Source organism: Blautia sp. AF17-9LB, assembly GCF_003479185.1.
GTDB classification, from domain to species: Bacteria; Bacillota; Clostridia; order Lachnospirales; family Lachnospiraceae; genus Fusicatenibacter; species Fusicatenibacter saccharivorans.
Window position 1 is genome coordinate 312,577 of record NZ_QUGU01000002.1, and the last position, 24,186, is coordinate 336,762.

The window sequence follows — 24,186 nt, forward strand, 5'->3', positions numbered from 1 at the left end:
TTTTGATACCAGGTATAAATAATTTGCGTACTTGAACAAAAATTACTATCAAATATAATAAATATATCACTGGTTGGACATACAGTCAACGACTGAAATCTCTTAGAAAGGTCTGAATTTTATGAAAGAACTGAACATTATGGAGGCTACTGTTCTGACCTCCCCCAATCCGCTGACACTGATCTGCTCTAAAAAGGAGGATGGTTCTACGAACCTGGCTCCCATTTGCTTTGTGTCTTACCTCTCCTTCAATCCGCCTATGGTGGGCTTCGCCACTGGCAAACAGTCCCACACCGGCAAGCGTGTGCGTGAGACCGGCAAAGTCATTGTCACTGTTCCCGGTGAGAGTCTGGCAGGCGCAGTAATGGCCTGCGGAGCATCTACCGGTGCCGAGACCGACAAGGTGGCCGCCAACAACATCGAGATGATGGCTGTGGAGGGCAGCGATATCCAGATTCCGGCGGACACCCGGCTGGCGATGGTGGCTATCTTGCAGCAGTCGGTGGAGGTGGGCGACCATATCCTGCACATCTGTCAGGTGGACAAGTTCCTGGGCGATGAGGACAAGAAGGGCCTGTATGCCTGGAACGGCTTCGGGAAAGTTGCACCTGCGGCAGAAGGCTAAATCTTAAAACGGTAAGGAGGCATCAGCGGTGGCTGTTTGTATTAAATTGAGTGGATCGTCATTGGGACTGAGACCGGACATAGGAAGGGCAAAGCCGTATCGAAACCGGAATGGGTGTGGAACCTGACACATCAGGCCCATTCGCTTGGCATCCCTGTATTTATGAAGGAAGATCTGCTTCCTATCATGGGCGAGGCACAGATGGTACAAGAATTTCCCCTGGCTTTTTACCGGGTATTGGAGGAACAGAAGACATGACAGAAGTAAAAGAGAGCAGCATTCTGATTCAGGATGTAGAAACCAAAAATATTATGACAAAATCCGCCCTGCCGGTGGGAGGCTATTCCGTCAATCCTTATGTGGGCTGTACCCATGGCTGCAAATACTGCTACGCCTCGTTTATGAAGCGATTTACCGGGCACACCGAACCGTGGGGGACATTCCTGGATGTGAAACATTGGCCAGCAATCAAAAATCCGCAAAAATACAAAGGGCAGCGCGTAGTCATCGGTTCAGTGACCGATGGATATCTGCCCCAGGAGGCTCAGTTTCAGAACACCCGAAAGCTTCTTGAACAGCTCCGGGGCAGTGAGGCAGAAATTCTCATCTGTACCAAGTCGGATTTGGTAATCCGTGACATCGACCTTCTGAAAAAATTGGGAAAGGTCACGGTCTCTTGGTCGATCAATACATTGGACGAAGGCTTTAAAAATGATATGGACAATGCCGTCAGCATCAAGCGACGGCTGGATGCCATGAAGCAGATCTATGATGCGGGCATTCGCACCGTCTGCTTTATTGCCCCTGTCTTTCCGGGTATCACGGATTTTGAGGCTATCTTCCATCAGGTCAGAAATCAATGCGACCTGATATGGTTAGAAAATCTAAATCTGCGAGGCGGATTCAAAAAAGACATCATGGACTATATTTGTAAAAAATATCCTGACTTGGTTCCGCTGTACGACGCTATCTACAACAAGGGAGACAGAAGCTACTTCCGTGGTTTGGAGGATCAAGCGGAACGGCTGGCGAAAGAAAACAGCTGTCCCTTCGTGGACAACGAGCTGCCCTACGGCCGGGCAGAGCCTGGGCACCCGGTCATTGTGAATTACTTTTACCATGAGGAAGTGCGTGGCTCGGAAAACAGCGGGCGACGCAACCCAAAAAAATAATTTGTGAAATAAATGGGTTCTGACATGGAGCTGTGCTTCAATGTCAGAACCTTTTTTAGCACTGTTTACCCATTCAGAAGTTTTCTTATCCCTCTTGGAAGGACTTGTACTCCGTCCATTGTTTTTCGATTTTCCCCGCTCTACAATGTAGACAGAACGATTAAATGATAGGTGTTTATCAAGTTTTACATAAAATTATATTACCGGTAAGCATACGATGAGCAGATGTTTTTTATTGCCTTTCGAGTATAGATACGTTATAATATACTTATTAAGCATGATGAATTTGGGAGGTATTTTTCGTGGAAATTAGAGTTCTTCGATATTTTCTGACTGTAGTAAGGGAAGAAAGTATCACAAAAGCCTCAGAAGTTTTACATATCACGCAGCCGACACTTTCACGTCAGCTTGCACAGATGGAGGAAGATATTGGTGTAAAGCTGTTTGATAGAGGGACACGGAAAATCAAATTGACAAATGAAGGAATACTTCTTCGCCGTCGTGCGGAAGAAATTTTGCAGCTTGTAGATAAGACAGAAAAAGAATTAGTGGAGCAAGAGGAACAGGTGGAAGGTAAAATTTCCATTGGGTGTGGAGAAATTGCTGCTGTACAACTTCTTCCTAAAATAATTGAGTCCTTTCGTCGGAAATATCCCCGTGTTACTTTTGACATTTTTACAGCCACAGCAGATTTGGTAAAGGAACAAATGGAGAAGGGACTACTGGATATTGGTTTGCTTCTTGAGCCGGTTGATATGGAAAAATATGAATTTATTCGCTTGAATATAAGGGAAAAATGGGTGGTTCTGATGAAATCGGATGATCCACTCTCCAAGAAAGAAACGGTAAGCGCAAAAGATTTGTCTGTACTGCCTTTGATTCTTCCTAGGCGTATGAATGTGCAGAGTGAGTTGGCAAGTTGGTTTGGCAACTACTATGAGAAACTGGATATTGTTTTTACCAGCAATTTAAGTACGAACAGCGCAATTATGGTGAATGGAGGCTTGGCATATTCATTGGTGATTGAAGGGGCTGTACCGTTCTGGAATCAATCAAAGGTTACATTCAGACCGCTTGATCCGCCACTTACAGCAACAAGTGTATTAGCATGGAAACGTGGTCAGCCGTTTAGCTTAGCAACCACAAAATTCATCAAACATATTCAATGCTTTTTAGGCATGGACAAACCATAAAAACTAAGTATTTGATATAATTCAATTAGAAAATTATAATATAGGTGTAGAGATAAAGCAAACAGCTTTAATTTCTGCACCTATATTTTTTATTGAGGAGGGAGTGCCATTTCATGAAACCGGATTATGATTCCCGTATAAACGCCGGATTAAGCAAAGAAGAAATCGCAAAAATTTCAGGATGCGAAGATCAAGAAATGCAGATAAGGATGTTGCGAAAATATCGGTACAAATTGCTTGATGAGGTACATGAAAAGCAGCAGTCACTTGATGCAATCGATTATATGATCTGTAAAACAAAAAAATAACAATAAGAGGAGGAAAAGGCGTGAATCAGCAAACAACTCTGTTTTCAAACGAGAAGTTGATGGCTATGATTATTCCCCTGTTTTTAGAGCAGCTGCTGATAATGCTTGTAGGGATGGCGGACACACTGGTGGTCAGCTACGCAGGAGAAGCGGCAGTATCCGGTGTTTCACTGGTAAATCAGTTCAATACTATTTTTATTTATCTGTTTACAGCATTGGCATCTGGAGGGGCGGTTGTGATCAGCCAGTATATTGGTAGAAAGAAAAATGATGACGCTGGAGAATCCGCCAGTCAGCTTCTTTCATTTTCTGCGATTTTTTCCATACTGATCGTAGTGATGGTTCTAATTGGAAATGAAGGGATGCTTCGTCTGATGTTCGGTAAAGTGGAAGATTCTGTGATGCACTCTTGTATTACATACCTTAGGATTTCTGCATATTCCTATCCGGCATTGGCGGTTTACAATGCTGGCGCTGCCCTTTTTCGCAGTATTGGAAAAACCAGTGTGACCATGTATTTGTCGGTAATTTCCAATATCATCAATGTTATTGGAAATTTCATTGGTGTACTTGTTTTGCGTGCAGGTGTTGCAGGTGTTGCATACCCTTCACTGATCGCTCGGACATTTTCAGCCGTGATGATTACAGTACTTTGTTTTCAGAGAAAAAATGAAGTGTTCTATCGCTGCAAGTGGATTTTCCGGTGGAATGTGGATTTCATGAAACAAATTCTAAAAATCGCTATTCCAAATGGGATGGAAAACGGTATATTCCAGTTAGTCAAAGTAGCATTAAGCGGTATCGTTGCACTTTTTGGAACATATCAGATTGCTGCAAATGGTGTTGCACAAAGTATCTGGTCATTGGCTGCGCTGGCGGGAGTCGCTATGGGTCCCGTATTTATAACGGTCATTGGACAGTGTATGGGAAATGGGGATGCAGATGCTGCGGAGCATTATTTTAAGAGATTGACAAGAATCACATTGCTGATTTCATCGGCATGGAATCTTTTGATTTTTCTTCTGACTCCATTCTTTATGAAATTTTATGCTTTGCAGCCGGAGACCAAACGGCTTGTAATCTGGCTGGTTTTAATCCATAACGTGTTTAATGCAGCAGCATATCCCTTTTCCGGTGCGCTTAGTAATGGGCTGCGGGCAGCGGGTGATGTGAAATTTACCATGTATGTTTCGGTTATCTCCACGATAGCGGTGCGTCTGCTTTTATCATGGCTCTTGGGAATTGTTTTGAAAATGGGCGTGATCGGGATTGCTATTGCAATGGTTTGTGACTGGAGCATTCGGGCGGTCATTTTCTTCTGGAGGCAGAAGTCCGGAAAATGGAAAACATTTCAGGTGATATAGATTCATTTATAATAAGTTCAATATCGGTATATTATGCCTTATGGTCTTAGCAAGTTTTGCCGTTTTGCTGTGAATGTGTGGGAGGTCAATCCTGCTGGAAAAGCTGATGAACAGGTTGCCAGAGAAGGGCTTTCCTGTATGGAAGTTTGGATGAAAGAACTGGGACTTACAATGAATCTCCATGAGTTGGGGGCAACAGAAGAAATGTTGCATGGTATTGCAAATGGAACCATCATCATGGAAGGTGGATATAAGGTGTTGAATCATGATGAGGTATTGGAGATTTTGAAGAACAGTTTGTAAGCATTCAAGTAGGAGCTTTTATAACGATAATATAATAGAAAAAGGCAAGTGCTGTGAAAGAAATTTTTCTTTGATGTTGCTTGTCTTTTTTTAATTCATCACTTGACATTGTGGCAAAGAAATCCTGAAAGGGGACGAGTAGAAAAAAGAGCAGCTGCATGAGCAGGAAGAAGAAAATAGACAGAGCAGTTGATGATGTGGAATGTCCGGTGCAGTGTGGGTGTAATGCTCATGCTACACCGGACTTTTTTCGAAAATGATTTTTAATAATGTTGATTTTCAACTACTTTTAACTCAAATATTGCATCTTAACTTAAAAAGAGTTAAGATTGCAAGTAATGACATGGAATATCTCGATAAAGTTCCTGGAGTCAAGAATCAAAGTGTTTTTAAAGAAGCTTATGTTAGGGGATATTCTATTTACTAATGTTGATTTTCAACTGCTGAACGAATGGGAGGGGTGCTTCATGCCGTTGCAAATAATCAGAAACGATATTACAAAAATGAACGTTGACGCAATCGTCAATGCTGCCAACACGTCCCTTTTGGGCGGCGGTGGTGTGGACGGTTGCATTCATCGTGCGGCCGGACCGGAACTGCTTGCAGAATGCAGTACGCTGCATGGCTGCGAAACCGGCAGTGCAAAAATTACAAAGGGATACCGCCTGCCCTGCAAATATGTGATCCACGCAGTCGGTCCGCGCTGGAGGGATGGCAGGCATCGGGAGCAGGAGCTTCTGGAATCCTGTTATCGGACATCTTTGAATCTGGCGAAAGAAAATGGCTGTCAGTCTGTAGCCTTTCCGCTGATTTCCTCCGGTGTTTACGGCTATCCAAAAGACCAGGCTCTGAAGGTTGCAGTCGATACCATCAGCGAATTTCTGCTGGAAAACGAGATGATGGTCTATATCGTTATTTTTGACCGAAAGACATATCAGATTAGCGGAAAGCTGTTTGATGACATCGCAGTGTACATAGATGACAGGTATGTGGAAGAACATACCGACAGGAGGGCAGAACAGAGTCGGTGTTCCGAAGCATGGCAAGAGGAATCCTGCTTTGAAGCTGCATCTGTCCCGCTGCCGCCCGAAGCAATCTGTAAATCCTGCAGTAGTCAGTCTCTGGAAGAGGCGCTGGGGCAGATGGATGAGAGCTTTTCAGAAATGCTGCTTCGAAAGATTGAGGAAAGCGGTATGACGGATGCACAGTGCTACAAGAAAGCAAATATTGACAGGAAGCTCTTCTCAAAAATCCGTTCGGATAGATTCTATAAGCCATCCAAACCTACGGTGCTGGCATTTGCCCTCGCTTTGGAGCTACCGCTTGCCCAGATGCAGGAGATGCTCGGCAAGGCAGGATTCACATTGTCCCATTCGAGTAAATTTGACATCATTGTAGAATATTTTGTCGAACGGGGAAACTATAATGTGTATGAAATTAACGAGGCACTGTTTGCCTTTGACCAGAGTCTGATCGGAGCATAAGGAAAAAGAAATGTCGCTTTCCATGCGACCACTCCGCAAAAGAAAATCGCTATACTATGGCTGTAAGGTACGAAATCGAGCAGTCATTTGCGTGAGGAATGAGCCAAAGCTCGAGCTTGCTCGAAACCTTGGCGAATACTGCGACAGCGAGCCCGTAAGGGCGAGATCTTTTAGGAGGATAAGCATATGAGAAAGAATTTAACAGAGATCGTTTTTATCTTAGACCGCAGCGGATCCATGAACGGACTGGAACGGGACACCATCGGCGGATTCAATTCCATGATTGAGCAGCAGAAAAAAACAGAGGGCGAAGCACTGATTTCAACGGTACTGTTTGATAATGTGAGTGAAGTCCTGCACGACCGTGTAGATGTAAAGGACATCCGACCAATGACTGACCGGGATTATACGGTTCGCGGATGCACGGCACTCTTAGATGCCATCGGCGGTGCGATTCATCACATTGGAAATATTCATAAGTACGCACGACCGGAAGATGTCCCGGAGCATACCATGTTTGTAATCACTACGGACGGAATGGAAAATGCCAGCCGCCGGTATGACAGCGAAAAAGTGAAGCAGATGATCGAGCGGCAGAAAGCGAAATACGGTTGGGAGTTTTTGTTCCTCGGTGCAAATATTGACGCGGTAGAGACTGCAAGCCAGTTCGGAATCGGTGCAGACCGTGCAGTCAACTATCAGTGCGACAGCGAAGGAACTGCGTTGAATTATGAAGTGGTCAGCGAAGCAATCAGCTCTGTCCGGTGCAGTGCCCCGTTGAATGCAGACTGGAAAAAACGTATAGACGAGGATTATAAAAAACGTGGAGGAAAATAGAAATATGCAGGCGTATACCTACGTTTCAAAAGGAAAATTCGAATTAAGAGAGAAGCCAAAACCGACCCTGATGCAGGAGCGGGATGCTATTGTCAAAGTGACACTCGCCAGCATTTGCTCCAGCGATCTGCATATCAAGCATGGCAGCGTTCCGCGGGCAGTACCTGGGATCACGGTTGGCCATGAGATGGTGGGGATTGTGGAAGAGGTTGGAAAGGCAGTTACCAGGGTAAAACCGGGAGATCGGGTGACAGTAAACGTGGAGACCTTCTGCGGTGAATGCTTTTTCTGCAAGAAAGGGTATGTGAATAACTGTACAGATGAAAATGGCGGTTGGGCGCTGGGCTGCCGGATCGATGGCGGCCAGGCGGAATATGTGCGTGTACCCTTTGCAGATCAGGGACTGAATAAGATTCCGGATGGCGTTACGGATCGACAGGCATTGCTGGTGGGCGATGTTCTGGCTACCGGTTACTGGGCAGCGCGTATTTCAGAGATCTCAGAGCAGGACACGGTGCTGATCATCGGAGCCGGCCCCACCGGTATCTGTACCCTGCTTTCGGTAATGCTGAAAAAACCAAGACGGATTATTGTGTGTGAAAAGGATAAAAATCGTCTGCAGTTTATCCGACAGCATTATCCGGAGATTTTGTTGGTTTCTCCGGAGAAGTGTGAAGCGTTTGTACGGGCAAACAGCGATCATGGGGGAGCTGACGTTGTGCTGGAGGTTGCGGGGGCGGAAGCTACCTTCCGTCTGGCCTGGGAATGCGCGAGACCCAATGGTCTGGTGACGGTGGTTGCTCTTTATGATCAGGCACAGATCCTGCCGCTTCCGGATATGTATGGAAAAAATCTTACCTTTAAAACCGGAGGAGTGGATGGCTGTGACTGTGAAGAAACATTACGGTTGATTGCAGAGGGAAAACTGAACACAGAGCCGCTTATCACCCACACCTATCCCTTAGAAAGGATAGAGGAAGCTTATGAACTCTTTGAAGGTAAGAGAGATGGTGTAATTAAGGTAGCAGTAGAATGCTAAAAGAAGATATAGATAATTCCAATCATTAATGTACTATATATGATCAATCAGCCGAAGCGAGGAATAAACTTACGGATGAGGAAAAACGGTTAATGCAGTGCTTTTGAGGGGCAAACTTTCGTGCATTCATAGCAGAGAATACACTCTGTTCCGTTTTTCCGCTTGCGGGTTTCCTTATTAACCTCCACGTTCATGGGGCAGACCTGCAGACACTTCCCGCAATGGACGCACTTATCCTCATCGCAGTGGACGCGCAGAAGAGAGAAATAGCTCATAGGTTTGAGAAAAACCGTAATGGGACACAGGTACTTGCAGAATGCCCGGTTATCTTGAAACAGGAAGGCGAACACAATACCGACAAGGTAATAAAGCGCATTTCCGGCCAGGAAAAGCCAGAACATGATTTGCTCCAGATGTGCCACCTGCATCAGAAACAGCCCGGACACCAACGCCAGAGACAGAAGAAACATCACATAGCGAAGGAAGCCCAGCTTTTCTTTTCGTGGCTTCTGCGGCTGATTGTAGGGCAGAAAGTCCAGCACCATAGCTGTCCAGCAGGCGTAACCGCACCAGCCACGCCCAAAAAGCAACGGTCCGAAAATTTTTGCAACCGCGTAGTGGATAGTTGCTGCTTCGAAAACGCCGAGAAACAGGTAGTACCAGAACCCTTCGATCTGCATATTTTCACGGGAAATCACGCCAAGGTACAGCAACATATAGCTGCCCACCGCCAACTGGACGAAATGCCGGGCATACCGTTTCCCGGCGGTAAACAGTGCCGTTCCAAGCCCAAGGCAGGCTCCGATGTAGCTGAAATTCAGCAGATAGAAAAAATTGTCCTTTGTGAGCCACAGCGTAACTGCCACTGCTTCAAACAGCAGAAACAGCAGCATAGATGGCACGTATTTGTGAAGTCTGTTTGGGATTTTCGTCATCTCTTTGATCCTCTGCTTTCTTATTTTTTCTCAATGCACGGACTGCCAGGCCGGTGCAAGAGCGTGTCTGGTATCTTAGCATAAGTATAGCAGAGAAATAAAAAAATAGTAATCAGATTCTTATAAAACATCTGCAAAAAAAGTGAAACGACTACAGGCGCAGACGGTTATGACCGCCTGCGCCTGTAATCGTTTGGAGTCATGCCAGACTGTTTTTAAAAGCTGTCTGGAAATGGCCTGGACTGGAAAAGTTTGATGTATTCCTATGCATAGGGTATAATGTCTTTAGAAAAAAAGATATGATTACGAAAACAAAATATTCCGCAAACATGATAGAGAAAGCAGGTATGCTATGAAAAGAAAAATTATGATTGCTGCAGTGGCAGCTGCTGTGATTTTTGCGGTGATTGCGATCCTTTCCGTTTTGGCGCAGACACCGGCATTAATCTGAGAAATCGAAATGATCTGCTGTGAAATTTCCGGCGGATCATGGAAGGATGGGAAAACTGGCGTTTTGCAAATGATTTTGCCTACTTTCATACAAAAAATACTTTGAATATCAAGAAATCTATGCTACACTGATACTGCATGACAAAATAAAAGAAAGTGGGGATTGTAGTATGAGTGGTCTGTTTCGGGCTCTTCATCGGACAAAAGTGTTTCGAAATCTGACGGAGCAGGAGTTTGCATGGGTTTTATATGATGTGGGAAATTCGGCATTTATTATGCTTGCCTGTTCGCTGATTCCGATCTGGTTTAAGAGTCTGGCAATCGGTACAGGGCCGGGAAAAATCAGTTCGGATCAGGCGACGGCGTACTATTCGATTGCCATTTCCATTGTTACGGTGGTGGTGGCACTGATCGGTCCTGTCTGCGGTGTGCTGGCGGATCGTAAGGATAAGAAAAAGATCTTTTTTACCACAACGGCAGGTCTTGGCATCACAGGATGTGTGCTGAATGGCGTTGCAACGAGCTGGGTGCTGTTTCTGGTCATTTATATTGTGACAAGAGTCTGCTATAATGCATCGCTGACGATTTACGATTCCATGCTGAATGATGTGACAACGGAGGAACGTATGGATGAGGTATCCTCCTATGGCTATGCGTGGGGATACCTGGGATCCTGCATTCCGTTTCTTGTAGCACTGATTGCTTACATTCTGGGGCCGGATATGGTCGGGGTGCTGCCGGATTTTGTCTCTAAGATGATTGGCTTTGGCGTGACGGCTCTCTGGTGGCTGGTGGTGACGCTGCCGTTGCTGAAGGAGTATCGGCAGAAGAATTACGTGGAAATGAGAACGGTTACCGTCGGTCAGACATTTGGAAAAATATTCAGAACCCTGAAAAAAATCGCAGTTTCGGACCGGAAAGTATTTTTCTTTCTGATTGGATTCTTTCTCTATATTGATGGGGTAGGAACCATCATTGACAACTGCATCAACATCGGAACCGATCTGAACCTGAATACGGTCGGACAGGTTGTTTTCCTGCTTGCCACGCAGGTTGTCGCTTTTGGAGGATCTCTGTTTTTTGCAAAACTGTCGCGGAAAAAAGATACGGTATCCCTGATTCTGATCTGCATCGCAGGCTATTTTGTCATCTGCCTCTATGCGCTGACACTGCGGACGCTGGTGCACTTTGCGATTCTGGCATTTGGAGTGGGATGCTTTCAGGGATCAATTCAATCGTTGTCGCGTTCGTATTATTCTAAAATTATTCCGGCGGAGAATTCGGGAGAATATTTTGGCATCTACGATATTTTTGCCAAGGGCGCTTCCTTCCTTGGATCTGTAGTCATTGCAGTTGTAAAGCTGGCGGGAGGAACGATCAACGTAGCGGTTGCATGTCTGGCGGTTTTCTTTGCACTTGGATTTGTTTTTCTGAAAATTGCAGACCATCAGCCGATGGCGGGTGAAAAATAAAAGATACACAGCATAAAAAAATCTCAAAACCAGGAGAACAAGAGCAACTGGTTTTGAGATTTTTTGCTTTTGACTCCGGGGTTTCACAAAGAGAGGTTACGTGTTACGATAATCAGTGAGTCGGGCTGCCGGGAATGTGGCTGCCTGAAAAAAGCACAGACAGGCCAGATCCGGAAAGCCGGAAGAGTCGATCACAAGGATGCGTCTCTGGACACCGAGGAGCTGCACATTGGTACCAGACCCCATTACACTTCTATCTGCAGACCCCGATTGCACAGATTCATGATTACAGCATGGCGCAGTTTGAGCATTGGACGAAAGAAACATTCTCTGCCAATTTTCGCAAAATGCTGACGCTGGAACAATACCGCGATCCAAAACTTGCGCAGCTTCATCATGATTATCTGGCGGGCGGACCATTGAAATATATGGCGGTGATTTTTCGTAAGCTGGCGGATTCTGATGAAACGGCCATGCAGCTGGCGTTGGAGTTTTATCTGTGACAAGAACCCGGAAGCTTTTGAAAAATTTGAAGCCGCATTCCTCAAAAAGGAAAAGCTGAAACTGCTGGGGCAGCTGTTCTGATTCGAGCGATAAAGTTTGGCAGCAGAACGATGCTGAGGGGTAAGCAGGTGTGTGATAAAAGGATAACAGGACAATGGGGGAATCCCGTGTCCTGTTTTTTTGCCCCTGAAAAGTGGAAATTTCCTATCCCCTCTGCATACAATACAGGTAGAGTATCTTTTCAAACCCGTTCAGAAAGGATGATCATTATGACGAAAGGCATTGTAAAAATAAAGAAAAACCGTGCATTTGTAGAGCAGCAGAACGGCGAGGTGGAAGTGGCTTCCGGGCAGTATGTGTATCTGAAAGTGGAAAATTGCTGGATTCCGGTGGTGGTGCGGTATTCGGCGCGGAGGAAGAAGTGGTATTTTAAGTATCTCGAGGAAATCCCGGTCTGCGGGCAGAAGGTGCTGCTGAAGGCGTAGCCGGTAAAGGGCGTTTCACGCATGTTTAACATGTGTTTAATCTTTCTGAGTCAGAAATTCATTATGCAGCTCCTGGATTCTGCGCTGTTCGGCAGCTTCCTGTTTTTCACGCTCCGATCGATACGAAGATCCCGCAAGCAGAGCGCAGATCAGCGTCAGACCGAAAACAAGAAGAAAAGAATAAAGATATGGATGACCGGGATGATTTTCATGATTCATAGGAAGCCTGGCTTTCTGAATGTAAAATTCGTAGATAAGGATTTTCTGTGTCTAAAATTCAGTATAGCAAACGGAATTTTTCGCGTCAATGGAAAGGATTGGTTTCTCGATTCCCAAATTCATCATTTACGCCGTCCCCAAAGTCTGCTAAGATAAAGAAAACTTGTTACCAAACGAGAAAACAGGAGTGATTTACATTGAAAAAGATTTTATTTATCGCAACCGGCGGCACAATTGCTTCGAAGAAGACGGAAAATGGTTTGACTCCGCAGATTACGCCGGAGGAGTTATTGTCTTATATTCCGGAGGTGGAAGGCCTCTGTGAGATTACGGCGGTGAATCCGTTTAATCTGGACAGCTCGAATGTGGTTCCGGAGAACTGGAGCACGCTGGTGAAAGTGGCGAAGGAGCATTACGAGGATTACGACGGTTTCGTCATCGCGCACGGAACTGATACGATGGCGTACACCGCGGCGGCGCTTTCCTATATGATTCAGAATTCGGAAAAGCCGATCGTCATCACCGGAGCACAGCGACCGATCAATTTGGATATCACGGATGCAAAGACAAACCTGTCCGATAGCTTTTATTACGCCTGTGATGATGCATCCCAGGGTGTACAGATTGTGTTCGACGGAAAAGTCATCGCGGGAACGCGCGCGAAGAAGGTGCGGACGAAGAGCTACAATGCCTTTTCCAGCATCGATTTCCCGTACCTTGCGGTAATACAGGACCGCAGGATTCTGCGGTATCTGCCGATGCTGCCGTATGAAAAGCCGGTTCGTTTTTATGAAAACTTAAGCGATAACGTTTTTCTCTTGAAACTGATCCCGGGAATCAGCCCGGTATTGCTTCCGGCGATTTTTGAGCACTACGATGCGATCATTGTGGAGAGCTTCGGTGTCGGCGGTATTCCGGCGAGCATCAAGGAGCCGTTTTACGAGCTCTGCCAGAAGTACCCGGAAAAACTCATCATCATGTGTACCCAGGTTTCTCACGAGGGAAGCGATATGACCGTCTATGAAGTCGGCCATGAGATGAAAACCCTGTGCAACATTCTCGAGTCATACGATATGACCCCGGAGGCAGTCGCAACTAAAACCATGTGGCTTCTCGGCAACCGTCCGGATGATCATGAGAGCCGGGAAAAAGCATTCTATAAACCGATCAACTACGATACGGTCTGGAAATAAGAAAAAGAAAGACGGCAAAAAGGCTGTCACGGTCCGCAGGAAAGAAATGTTTCTGCTGGCTGTGAACGCCTCTTTTTCTTTTTGAGGAAAAAGAAATTTTCTGCAAAATTTTCAGACAGTACGGACGCAAAATTGATTTTTATTGGAAGAATTGTGCAAATTTCATAGAAAAATCAGAAACAGGTTGATATCTTTTGAACATTTTAGTAGAATTGAATTCATGATGCAGTGCGGAAAACGGCGGATTTTGGATGACGAATCCAACCGCTGGTTACAGTTACAACATATGTCGATATCGAGGAGACACCGACCGGCATCCGCTTAAAGAAGTATATGGAGAAATATTTCGATCCACGGATTTATATCGCAGGAGAGCTTGGCATCGGACTGAATTCGTGCTCGAACTGCCTCGGCAACTGCTACATTGAGGATGAATCCGCGTATGGAACTTTCCACGTAGGGCTTGGACGCAATATCGCGCTCGGCGGCGTGCAGAATGCGAAAGGCCACTTCGACCTGGTCTGCCGGGAACCCGATATTTTTACCGATAACCGTCAGATTATGGACCGGGGAAAGATTATTGCACCCGAGCCTGTGTTATACTAAAGGACAGAACCAGGAGACAAAAATTAAGAGACAAAAGGAGAAAAGACGATGAAAGTTTTATTAACAGGATTTGACCCATTTGGAGGAGAGAGCGTGAACCCGGCATTCGAGGCCATCAAACTTCTGCCGGATACCATCGCCGGAGCAGAGATCGTAAAAGTTGAGATCCCGACCGAGTTTACCAGAAGTATTTCCTGCGTGGAAGCAGCCATCAAAGAGCACAATCCGGACGTTGTCATCGATGTCGGACAGGCAGGCGGACGCGCATGCGTAACCGTAGAGAAAGTCGGCATCAACCTTGCAGACGCAAGAATCCCGGACAACGCCGGAGAGCAGCCGTCCGATGAACCGCTGCAGGCAGACGGCCCGACCGCATACTTTGCAACGATTCCGGTCAAAGCAATGGTTCAGAACGTCCGCGAACACGGCCTTCCGTGCCACGTATCCTTCACCGCAGGCACCTACGTATGCAACTGCGTCATGTACAATGTGCTTCACCTGTGCGCAACGAAATATCCGAACATCCGCGCAGGCTTCATCCACGTACCGTTCGCATGCGAGCAGGTAGTCGGAAAAGCAAGCACCATGGCAAGCATGCCGCTGGAAACGATTGCAAAATCTCTGGAATACTGCATCGAGGCAGTCGTAACCAACAAAGAAGAAGTAGAAGAAGCAATGGGAACTACCCACTAAAACAGACTTTCAGACCGTCGTACCGGAATTTTGGTGCGGCGGTCTGCTTTTTTTGCTATTTTCTCTTTTGCAAACTATATCTTTTGTGATACAATAAGATTCGTCAGAATTTTTATGCGAAAGGAACGAAAGAAAGAAAATGGAACAGGGTAAAATTTTTAAATTTCATAATGACCTTGATACAGACCAGATCATCGCATCCCAGTATCTGCTTCTGCCGAATCTGGATGAGATGAAAGGTCATGCGTTTGAATCGTTAGATCCGGACTTTGCAAAAAAAGTAAAACCGGGAGATTTTGTCGTAGGAGGAGAAAACTTTGGCTGTGGTTCCTCAAGAGAGCAGGCACCGGGCGTTTTAAAGGCACTTGGTGTACAGGCTGTTATCGCAAAATCCTTTGCCAGAATCTTTTTCCGCAACGCCATCAACATCGGTCTGCCGGCGATTGTCTGTAAAGACCTGCCGGATGCCGTAGAAGACGGGGACACCATGGTCCTCCATATGTCCGAGGGAACCGCAGAGGTGAACGGCAAAACGTACACCTGCACCAAACTGCCGGAATATATGCAGAACATACTGAATCAGGGAGGCTTGATTGCCTCTTTGAACCGCGAGGAGGAGTAAGAACCATGGGAATGACAATTGCAGAGAAAATTATCGCCGCTGCAGCCGGCGTTCCGGAAGTAAAACCGGGAGATATCCACACCGTAACACTGGATCGTCTGATGAGCAACGACGGAACAACTCATCTGACGGTTGATATGTACCGCAACAAATTAAACCACCCGCACATTGCGGATCCGAAAAAGCTCGTTTTCATCGTCGACCACAACGTGCCGTCCGACAGCCCGAAAACAGCAGCATCCCAGAAAAAGATGCGTGATTTTGCAAGAGAGAACAACATTGACTTCTGGGAAGGAAAAGGCGTATGCCATCAGGTGATGATCGAGAACTATGTCCGCCCGGGCGAGCTGATCTTCGGCGCTGACAGCCATACCTGCTCTTACGGAGCACTCGGCGCATTCGGCACCGGTGTCGGCTGTACCGATTTCCTGTACGGCATGGTAACGGGAACTTCCTGGGTACTCGTACCGGAAAGCGTAAAATTCAATCTTGTAGGAAAACTGCCGGAGGGCGTTTATGCGAGAGACCTGATCCTCACCATCATCGGCGAGGTCGGCGCAAACGGATGCAACTACCAGGTGATGGAGTTTACCGGTGAGGGTGCAAAAACGCTGAGCATCAGTGACCGTATGGCACTTTGTAATATGGCAGTCGAAGCCGGCGCCAAGACCGGTATCTTTGAGGCAGATGAGAAAGCCATGGAATACCTGAAAGAGCACGGAAGAGAGCCAAAAGAAGTCTTCCACAGCGACCCGGATGCAAAATACGTCCGAGAGTATACCTTTGACCTCTCCAAAGTCCGCCCGGTTGTTGCAAAGCCAGACTTTGTGGACCGCGTTGTTCCGGCAGAGGAAACGTGCGGAACGCCAATCAATGAGGCATTCCTTGGTTCCTGCAACAACGGAAGAATCGAAGACCTCCGTGTCGGCGCAGAGATCATCCGCGGAAAGAAGGTCGCAGAGGGTGTCCGTTTCCTCGTTGTTCCGGCAAGCCAGACGATCTACCGTCAGGCATTAAAAGAAGGCATCATCGACACCTTCATGGAGGCCGGAGCCATCGTCATGAACCCGAACTGCAGCGTCTGCTGGGGAAGCTGCCAGGGTGTCATCGGCGAGAACGAAGTGCTGATCAGCACCGGAACCCGTAACTTCAAGGGCCGTGCCGGTCATCCAAGCTCCAAAGTATACCTGGGATCCGCTGCTACGGTAACCGCATCCGCGATTGCCGGAAAGATTGCGACGGCAGATCAGATCTGACCATTTTCTTTGAGGGATACATAATATTTTTGGGAGAATAAACATATGGAAGCATTTACAGGAAAAGTATGGGTGCTTGGAGACGATATTGATACCGATATCATTATCCCGACCGAGTATCTTGCTTTAAAGACAATTGACGATATGAAACAGTACGGCTTTTCCCCGCTCCGCCCGGAACTGGCCGGACAGATTGAAAAGGGCGACATCATCGTGGCAGGAAAGAACTTCGGCTGCGGCTCCTCGAGAGAGCAGGCACCGGAGATCATCAAGGCGCTCGGCATTTCCTGCGTCATCGCGAAGTCCTTTGCCCGGATCTTTTTCCGCAACTCTATCAACAACGGTCTTCTTCTGATCGAGCAGCCGGATCTGCACGACGATATCAAAGAGGGCGACACCATCACCGTCAAGATGAATGAGCATGTCGATTACAACGGAAAAACATACCCGATCGCAGCTCTGCCGGAGAACCTGATGGATATCATTCAGGCAGGCGGCCTGGTAAAGGCAATGCGCAAGCGCAACGGACTGGACTAAGAGCGGGAGGAAGAAACGATGGGCAATACAGTAATTGAAAAAATCATCCGCCACAACACCGGAAAAGACGTAAAACCGGGCGACATTGTGACGGTCAACGTGGACAGAGTCATGATTCATGATATCTTCATCCCGTTTGTCGGCGATAAATTCGAGGAGATGGGCTTTACCAAACTGTGGGACCCGGATAAAGTCGTTCTGATCTACGACCACCTCGTTCCGGCAAGCCAGGTGGACGATACGAGACATTTCCACAAAGGCGATGAATTTGCAAAGAAATATGGCATGAAAAACGTACACAGAAGCGACGGAATCTGCCATCAGTTAATGACAGAGGCAGGTTACGTAAAACCGGGCGACGTTGTTTTCGGAACCGACAGCCACACGACGACATACGGCTGTGTCGGTGCATTCTCTTCCGGAATCGGCTACACAGAGATGGCGAGCATCCTTGGAACAGGTACGATGTGGATCAAAGTGCCGGAGACGATCAAAGTTGTCATCGAAGGCGAGCTGCCGAAAAATGTGATGTCAAAAGACATTATCCTGCGTCTGATCGGTGACCTCGGTGCAGACGGCGCAACGTACCGCGCACTGGAGTTCTCAGGAAGCACCGTAGAAAATATGACCGTGGCAAGCCGTATGACGATTGCCAACATGGCGATCGAGGCAGGTGCCAAATGTGCACTTTTTACCCCGGATGAGAAGACCGCAGAATACTGCGAGATCGAACTCAATGACTATCAGAAGAGCTTAAAAGGCGATGAGGATGCGAAATATCTGCGCACTATCACTTACCGTGCTGAGGACTTCGTGCCGGTGATGGCATGCCCGTCCCAGGTAGACAAGATCCGTGATACCAGCGTTCTCGAGGGAACCCCGATCGATCAGGTCTTCATCGGTTCCTGTACGAACGGCCGTCTCGAGGATCTGCAGGCGGCAGCCGAGGTTTTAAAAGGCAAAAAAGTAGCCGACTACGTAAAACTGATCGTAACACCGGCAAGCCGCAAGATTTATCTGCAGGCAAGCAAAATGGGCATTCTCGATACACTGGCAGAGGCAGGCGCCATGATTACACATCCAGGCTGCGGTCTGTGCTGCGGAAGAGCGGGCGGAATCCTCTCTGACGGCGAGCGTGTTGTAGCAACGAACAACCGAAACTTTCTTGGAAGAATGGGTACTTCTAAAGTTGAAATTTATCTGGCATCTCCAAAGACAGCGGCAGCATGTGCAGTAGCTGGAAAAATTGTGACGCCGGAAGTGTAAACGAACTTAACAGCAGAAAGGGAAAACAGACGACATGAATGGTTCAATGTTTATCGGAACCTGGTGGGCACTCGTCCCGCCGCTGCTTGCAATTCTGCTTGCATTTGTAACAAAAGAAGTTTACAGTTCCCTGTTCATCGGATCGGCAGTCGGTGTCCTTTTGTACACCGGCTTCCATCCGTGGGATGCGTTCACAAGCTTCTTTGAAATTTTACGGAACAGCATGAACATCAACATTCTGATCTTCGATATCCTGCTTGGCATGGTTGTCGTGCTGATGGCGAAATCCGGCGGCTCGGCGGCGTATGGAAAATGGGCGGGGACGAAGATCAAAACGAAGCGGAGTGCGCTTCTGGCAACGATGGGGCTTGGTGTTCTGATTTTTGTGGATGACTATTTCAACTGTCTGACAGTCGGCTCTGTCATGCGCCCGGTCACGGACAGCCACAAGGTTTCCCGCGCGAAACTCGCATACATCATCGACTCCACCGCAGCGCCGATCTGCATTATCGCGCCGATCTCAAGCTGGGCGGCAGCCGTCAACTCGTATGTGCCGGCGGATGCGGGAATCAGCGGATTCCAGCTGTTTCTGCGGACAATTCCGTATAACCTGTATGCGATCCTTACAATTGCGATGGTCTTTTACATCTGCTACACCGGCTTTGATTTTGGTCAGATGAAGCTCCACGAGGATAATGCCGCCAAAGGTGATCTTTTCACGACCGGAGGCGAGGAGTTTGAGCAGGTTTCCGAGCAGGAGGTCAATCCGAACGGAAAAGTCATCGACCTCGTGCTCCCAGTTGCCGTGCTGATTGTATCAGCGATTGGAGCGATGGTTTACACTGGCTTCCTCGGCGGCGCGGACAATGTGATTTCCGCGTTCGCAGGATGTGATGCAGAAACGAGTCTGATTTTTGCCTCCGTCGTGACGATCCTGTTTATGATGGCGCTGTATCTGCCGCGGAAGGTCATCACCTTCAAGAGCTTTATGGACAGCCTGTCCGAGGGCTTCAAGCTGATGGTTCCGGCGGTTACGATTCTCGTCTTTGCGTGGACCTTAAAAGGCGTCGGTGATGCGATGGGCCTGGCCCAGTTTGTCGGAAGCGTCGTGGGAGACCATGCATCCGCAAGTATTTTTATCCCGGTGGTGCTGTTCGCCGTGGCGGTGTTCCTTTCCTTTTCGACGGGAACCTCCTGGGGAACGTTCGCGATTCTTGTGCCGATTGCAACGGGCATGTTCGCCGCCGGAACAAATCTGGAGATGATGATTATCTCGGTATCCGCCGTCCTGGCAGGGGCGGTCTGCGGTGACCATATTTCGCCGATCTCGGATACGACGGTTATGTCAAGTGCGGGTGCGCAGAGCAACCATCTGAACCACGTATCGACGCAGATGCAGTATGCGGCCGTTACAGCGTGTGTCTGCCTGGTGGGATATCTGATTGCAGCCGTGACCAGAACGTGGTGGATCACACTTGGCGTCAGCCTTCTTCTTCTTTTGGGTGTTTTAACCGGAATGCGCAGATTTTGCGCAAAAAAAGCGGAAAACGGCAAAAAATAAAAAAGAAAACAGAAAAACGCGTGAAATGCTTGACGGGAGAGAAAAAGAACCGTATACTAAAAAATAGAACAAACATTCACAGGACAACGGTGTCCTGCAAAGAAGAAGCGGAACGCTTTTGGAGCAGGAATGTGAATTGGAACAGAAGGAATTGGATTTTTCAAAGTCCAGTTCCTTCTGTTTATCTCTGTTAAAATTGCATCGGAGCTGTGAAATGCAGGAGAAGAAAGGAGGCATTCCGGGGCGAAAACGCTTTGGAAAAGGGAAGGACTGTTATGGTCAGAAAGATCATAGCAGACAATGGCAAAAACAAAAAGAGGGAGAAAATATATGATATTTGGAAAGTACATTAACAAATACTACCTGAAGAATGCGCCCATTCTGATTCTCGGTCTTGCAGCGCTGATTCTCGTAGATTATTTCCAGCTTTTCATACCGGAGCTGTACCGCATGGTCATCAACGGCATGAACGGCGACCCTGTTCTGGTCAACGGCCAGGCGGCGGTGTTTGATATGGAATTTCTGCTGGATCAGGTCTGCCGGCCCATGATTATTACCATTATCGTCATGGTAGTCGGCCGTTTCCTGTGGCGAGTCTGCTTTTTCGGCTCCGCAATCCGCGTGGTGACCGATCTTCGTACCTGCATGTTCGCGCACAGCAAGGAGCTGTCCCAGGAGTATTATCAGGTCAACAAAGTCGGAAACCTGATGAGTCTTTACACGAACGATCTCGATACCGTGCAGGAGTGCTTCGGCGACGGTATTCTGATGTTCTGCGATGCGCTGTTTTTAGGCCTGCTTGCCGTGATCAAAATGTGGCGCATGAACCACTTCCTGACCGGCCTTTCCATGATCCCGATGGCATTTCTGATGGCCGCCGGTACAACGCTCGGCAAATACCTGATGAAAAAGTGGGAAGAGCGCCAGGCGGCTTTTTCCGAGCTGTCCGATTTCGCGCAGGAAAACTATTCCGGTCTTGCTGTCATCAAAGCATTCGTCAAAGAGACGAAAGAGCTGATGATGTTCCGTAGACTGAACCGCGAGAACGAGGACATCAACGTAGAATATACCAAAATTTCCACACTGCTGAACATTATGGTAACGCTGTTCGTCGAGTCCGTTATCTGCGTAATCTTAGGCTACGGCGGCTATCTCGTTTACTGCGGAAGCTTCGACGCCGGCCAGCTTGTCGAGTATATCGGCTATTTCTCGGCCGTTGTATGGCCGATCATGGCGGTTTCCATGCTGATTGAGAAGACATCCCGTGGAAAAGCGTCCTTAAACCGTATTACGGAACTGCTTGACGCAAAAGTCGATGTGAAGGACCGCGGCGGTGTGCAGGATCTGCCGTCCATCCATGGAAAAATCGAGTTCCGCAATCTGACCTTCCGCTATCCAGACGGGGAGTACGATGTGCTGAAAAACGTATCGTTTACCATTGAGCCGGGCGAGAGTGTCGGCATCGTCGGAAAGACCGGTTCCGGAAAAACGACCATCGTCGATCTGCTGCTCCGCACCTACAACGTGCCGGACGGAACGCTGTTCATTGATGACCACGATGTCAACACCGTTTCCATCCACTCCGTGCGTGAGGGCTGTGCCTACGTGCCGCAGGACAACTTCCTGTTCTCCGACACGATTTCCGGCAATATTTCTTTCGCCTTTGATGACGAAAACCAGGAGGCCATTGAGGATGCGGCGATGATGTCCGATGTCCATGACAATATCGCAGAGTTCAAAGAGGGCTACCGCACCGTTCTTGGCGAGCGCGGTGTGACGGTTTCCGGCGGACAGAAGCAGCGAATCTCGATTGCGCGTGCGCTGATGAAACACGCACCGATTCTGATTCTCGATGATTCCGTCTCTGCGGTCGATACCAGAACAGAGCGCACGATTCTCGACAATCTCAAAAAACGTGAGGGACTGACGACAATTCTGATCGCACACCGGATTTCAACGGTGGAGCAGATGGACAAGATCGTGTTCGTCGAGGACGGAGAAGTCCATGCAGTCGGAAAACACGAGGATCTGTACCGGACCTGCACGGCGTACCGCAAGATGGTCGATCTGCAGAAACTTGAAGAGGAAGCGGGGGAGGAGTAGAAATGCACAATTATTATCCGATTCTCTGGGTCGGCGCGATCATCGGCGTGATTTCCACCCTGCTGATTGTGGCCGCGTTTGTAGTGAAAGATGGAGAAAAAGAAACCGGCTTTGAGCGGAACATGAAAGACAGTGAAATCATGCAGCGTCTGATGGATTACGCAAAGCCGTTTTACCGCCAGTTTATCGTTGTTGGTTTTCTGATGCTGTTTTCGATCGCGTACGATATCATTTCGCCGCTGATCGTCGGCAAAATTGAGGAGCTCGTCGTTGGAAAATTCGCGCTGAATGCCCTGTTTCTGTGGGTAGCGGGCTATGCGGCAATCCTTCTTGTCTCGATGGCGTGCACGTATTTCCAGGCCGTGATTCTGCAGAAGACGGGTCAGAAAATTATTTCCAATATGAGGGAGGATCTGTTCGTCCACATCGAGCGCCTTTCCCACGAGCAGTTAAATGAGATTCCGGTCGGAAAGCTTGTCACGAGAACGACAAACGATACGAACGCGATTTCACTGATGTTCACCAACCTTCTGGTCAATCTTCTGAAGAACTTCTTCGTGATCATCGGTATTCTGATTGCGATGCTGTTTCTGAACTATGAGCTAACGCTGATGGTGCTCTGCTTCGTGCCGTTTATCGTGCTGTTCTCGATTATTTTCCGCAAATTCTCGCGAAGAGCACACCGAAAAGTAAAAGACTGTACTACGGACATCAATACGTATCTGTCGGAGAACCTTTCCGGTATGAAAATCACACAGATCTTCAACCGCGAGGATGCCAAGATGCGCGAGTTTACCGACAAGAGCAACGCACTCGGCCGCGCACAGCAGGAGCAGATTTTCGTGTTTGGTATTTTCCGTCCGCTCGTCTACATGCTGTATATCAGCTCCGTGCTCTGCCTTTTGTATTTAGGCGGCAAGGGCTATCTGGAGGGAATGTCGTTCCTCGGCCAGACGCTTACCAGCGGTATGATCGTCAGCTTTTACATGTATATTTCAAAATTCTTCAACCCGATCCAGAACCTGGCGGAGCAGTTCAACTGGCTGCAGTCCGCATTTGCATCCGCCGAGAAAGTATTCTCGATTCTGGATCTCGAGCCAAAAATGCAGGATGCGCCGGATGCGATCGAGCTTACCGACATCAGGGGCGAAATTGAGTTCCGCGACGTATGGTTTTCCTATATCCCGGGCGAGTGGGTGTTAAAAGGCGTTTCATTCCACGTCAACCCGAAAGAGACAATCGCATTTGTGGGTTCCACCGGTTCCGGAAAATCGACGATTCTTTCCCTGATCTGCCGGAACTACGAGTTCCAGAAGGGTGAGATTCTGATCGACGGCATCGACATCCGAAAGATCAAGATCGATTCCCTGCGGAAAAAATTCGGCCAGATGCTGCAGGATGTCTTCCTGTTCTCGGGAACGATCCGTAGCAACATTATTCTCCGTGAGGAGGGGATTTCCGATGAGGAGATCATGGACGTCTGCCATTACGTGAATGCTGACCAGTTTATCAACAAGCTGGATCACGGCCTCGACGAGCCGGTGCGGGAGAGAGGAAACAACTTCTCCGCCGGACAGCGCCAGCTTCTCTCGTTTGCGCGTACCATCATCCATAAGCCTTCGGTCATGATCCTTGACGAGGCGACGGCGAACATCGACACCGAAACCGAGCTTCTGATCCAGGATTCCATGGAAAAGATGAAGAACATCGGAACGATGCTGATCGTAGCGCACCGTCTTTCGACGATCCAGCATGCGGATGAGATTATCGTACTGTCCCACGGAAAAATCGTGGAGCATGGAACGCATCAGGAGCTTTTAACAGCGCAGGGAAGATATTACCAGCTCTACACGCTGCAGTACCACCGCGAGCAGAGTGAGAAACAGAGAGGAAGAAAGTAAGAAAATTTTAGAACAATAAAGACAATTTACAAAAAGGGAGAAATTTTGTTTGTGCAAA

The 24,186-nt window shown here is 47.8% G+C and carries 24 protein-coding genes; 22 read left to right on the plus strand and 2 right to left on the minus strand.

What is annotated here, in order from left to right:
* Positions 1-121 precede the first annotated feature (121 nt).
* The 9 genes from DWX00_RS03740 (at position 122) to DWX00_RS03785 (ending at position 8,325) form a co-directional block, all read left to right on the plus strand.
* Positions 122-625, plus strand: a complete 504-nt coding sequence (locus tag DWX00_RS03740) for a flavin reductase family protein (RefSeq protein ID WP_055218318.1) — start codon at positions 122-124, stop codon at positions 623-625.
* A 254-nt stretch (positions 626-879) separates the two neighbouring features.
* A complete protein-coding gene (locus DWX00_RS03750; protein WP_118594679.1) occupies positions 880-1,797 on the plus strand; it encodes a radical SAM mobile pair protein B in 918 nt (305 codons plus the stop codon).
* Between the two features lie 302 nt (positions 1,798-2,099).
* On the plus strand, positions 2,100-2,990 hold the full coding sequence (locus DWX00_RS03755) for a LysR family transcriptional regulator (RefSeq protein WP_022462480.1): 891 nt from the start codon (positions 2,100-2,102) through the stop codon (positions 2,988-2,990).
* 113 nt (positions 2,991-3,103) lie between these two features.
* Positions 3,104-3,298: a DUF4224 domain-containing protein gene (locus DWX00_RS03760; protein WP_022462481.1), complete on the plus strand. Its 195-nt coding sequence runs from the start codon at positions 3,104-3,106 to the stop codon at positions 3,296-3,298.
* A 20-nt stretch (positions 3,299-3,318) separates the two neighbouring features.
* Positions 3,319-4,662 (plus strand): MATE family efflux transporter, encoded by a 1,344-nt coding sequence (locus DWX00_RS03765; protein WP_117760428.1) that lies wholly within the window; start codon positions 3,319-3,321, stop codon positions 4,660-4,662.
* A gap of 138 nt (positions 4,663-4,800) precedes the next feature.
* Positions 4,801-4,965, plus strand: coding sequence for an oxidoreductase Fe-dependent alcohol dehydrogenase family (locus DWX00_RS20370; RefSeq protein ID WP_022462483.1), 165 nt, complete (start codon positions 4,801-4,803; stop codon positions 4,963-4,965).
* Between the two features lie 467 nt (positions 4,966-5,432).
* Positions 5,433-6,449, plus strand: coding sequence for an O-acetyl-ADP-ribose deacetylase (locus DWX00_RS03775; RefSeq protein ID WP_118594680.1), 1,017 nt, complete (start codon positions 5,433-5,435; stop codon positions 6,447-6,449).
* 186 nt (positions 6,450-6,635) lie between these two features.
* On the plus strand, positions 6,636-7,286 hold the full coding sequence (locus tag DWX00_RS03780; protein WP_022462485.1) for a vWA domain-containing protein: 651 nt from the start codon (positions 6,636-6,638) through the stop codon (positions 7,284-7,286).
* A gap of 4 nt (positions 7,287-7,290) precedes the next feature.
* The gene (locus DWX00_RS03785) at positions 7,291-8,325 is read left to right on the plus strand and encodes an alcohol dehydrogenase (protein ID WP_118594681.1); all 1,035 of its coding nucleotides are present in this window, start codon (positions 7,291-7,293) and stop codon (positions 8,323-8,325) included.
* 89 nt (positions 8,326-8,414) lie between these two features.
* Here the strand turns inward: DWX00_RS03785 and DWX00_RS03790 are convergent, their stop codons facing one another.
* Positions 8,415-9,251 (minus strand): 4Fe-4S binding protein, encoded by an 837-nt coding sequence (locus tag DWX00_RS03790; RefSeq protein WP_416388102.1) that lies wholly within the window; start codon positions 9,249-9,251, stop codon positions 8,415-8,417.
* Positions 9,252-9,880: 629 nt separating this feature from the next.
* Here DWX00_RS03790 and DWX00_RS03795 point away from each other — a divergent pair.
* The 3 genes from DWX00_RS03795 (at position 9,881) to DWX00_RS03810 (ending at position 12,171) form a co-directional block, all read left to right on the plus strand.
* A complete protein-coding gene (locus tag DWX00_RS03795; protein ID WP_118594682.1) occupies positions 9,881-11,182 on the plus strand; it encodes an MFS transporter in 1,302 nt (433 codons plus the stop codon).
* Positions 11,183-11,316: 134 nt separating this feature from the next.
* Positions 11,317-11,685 (plus strand): hypothetical protein, encoded by a 369-nt coding sequence (locus DWX00_RS20015; protein ID WP_242998477.1) that lies wholly within the window; start codon positions 11,317-11,319, stop codon positions 11,683-11,685.
* A gap of 270 nt (positions 11,686-11,955) precedes the next feature.
* Positions 11,956-12,171: a hypothetical protein gene (locus DWX00_RS03810; RefSeq protein ID WP_022462490.1), complete on the plus strand. Its 216-nt coding sequence runs from the start codon at positions 11,956-11,958 to the stop codon at positions 12,169-12,171.
* A gap of 36 nt (positions 12,172-12,207) precedes the next feature.
* Here the strand turns inward: DWX00_RS03810 and DWX00_RS03815 are convergent, their stop codons facing one another.
* Complete coding sequence (locus DWX00_RS03815; protein ID WP_118594683.1) at positions 12,208-12,390, minus strand: hypothetical protein; 183 nt, start codon at positions 12,388-12,390, stop codon at positions 12,208-12,210.
* A 197-nt stretch (positions 12,391-12,587) separates the two neighbouring features.
* Between DWX00_RS03815 and DWX00_RS03820 the strand changes: the two genes are divergently transcribed.
* The 10 genes from DWX00_RS03820 to DWX00_RS03865 all read left to right on the plus strand — a co-directional run bounded on the left by DWX00_RS03820 (position 12,588) and on the right by DWX00_RS03865 (position 24,128).
* Positions 12,588-13,583, plus strand: a complete 996-nt coding sequence (locus DWX00_RS03820; protein WP_117509129.1) for an asparaginase — start codon at positions 12,588-12,590, stop codon at positions 13,581-13,583.
* Between the two features lie 333 nt (positions 13,584-13,916).
* Positions 13,917-14,189, plus strand: a complete 273-nt coding sequence (locus tag DWX00_RS03825; RefSeq protein WP_191892600.1) for a hypothetical protein — start codon at positions 13,917-13,919, stop codon at positions 14,187-14,189.
* Between the two features lie 48 nt (positions 14,190-14,237).
* Positions 14,238-14,882, plus strand: coding sequence for a pyroglutamyl-peptidase I (gene pcp / locus DWX00_RS03830; RefSeq protein ID WP_117509128.1), 645 nt, complete (start codon positions 14,238-14,240; stop codon positions 14,880-14,882).
* A 139-nt stretch (positions 14,883-15,021) separates the two neighbouring features.
* Positions 15,022-15,504, plus strand: coding sequence for a LeuD/DmdB family oxidoreductase small subunit (locus tag DWX00_RS03835; RefSeq protein ID WP_055218301.1), 483 nt, complete (start codon positions 15,022-15,024; stop codon positions 15,502-15,504).
* A gap of 5 nt (positions 15,505-15,509) precedes the next feature.
* Entirely contained in the window at positions 15,510-16,760 is a 1,251-nt protein-coding gene (locus DWX00_RS03840) for a 3-isopropylmalate dehydratase large subunit (RefSeq protein ID WP_117509127.1), read from the plus strand.
* 45 nt (positions 16,761-16,805) lie between these two features.
* Entirely contained in the window at positions 16,806-17,297 is a 492-nt protein-coding gene (locus DWX00_RS03845; protein WP_022462500.1) for a LeuD/DmdB family oxidoreductase small subunit, read from the plus strand.
* A gap of 18 nt (positions 17,298-17,315) precedes the next feature.
* Positions 17,316-18,563, plus strand: a complete 1,248-nt coding sequence (locus DWX00_RS03850) for a 3-isopropylmalate dehydratase large subunit (RefSeq protein ID WP_118594684.1) — start codon at positions 17,316-17,318, stop codon at positions 18,561-18,563.
* Positions 18,564-18,597: 34 nt separating this feature from the next.
* Complete coding sequence (locus DWX00_RS03855; RefSeq protein WP_118594685.1) at positions 18,598-20,124, plus strand: Na+/H+ antiporter NhaC family protein; 1,527 nt, start codon at positions 18,598-18,600, stop codon at positions 20,122-20,124.
* 330 nt (positions 20,125-20,454) lie between these two features.
* Positions 20,455-22,227 carry an ABC transporter ATP-binding protein gene (locus tag DWX00_RS03860; protein ID WP_158578748.1) on the plus strand — a complete coding sequence of 591 codons (1,773 nt, stop codon included), beginning with the start codon at positions 20,455-20,457 and terminating at the stop codon, positions 22,225-22,227.
* Between the two features lie 2 nt (positions 22,228-22,229).
* Entirely contained in the window at positions 22,230-24,128 is a 1,899-nt protein-coding gene (locus DWX00_RS03865) for an ABC transporter ATP-binding protein (RefSeq protein WP_118594687.1), read from the plus strand.
* The last annotated feature ends 58 nt before the right edge of the window (positions 24,129-24,186 follow it).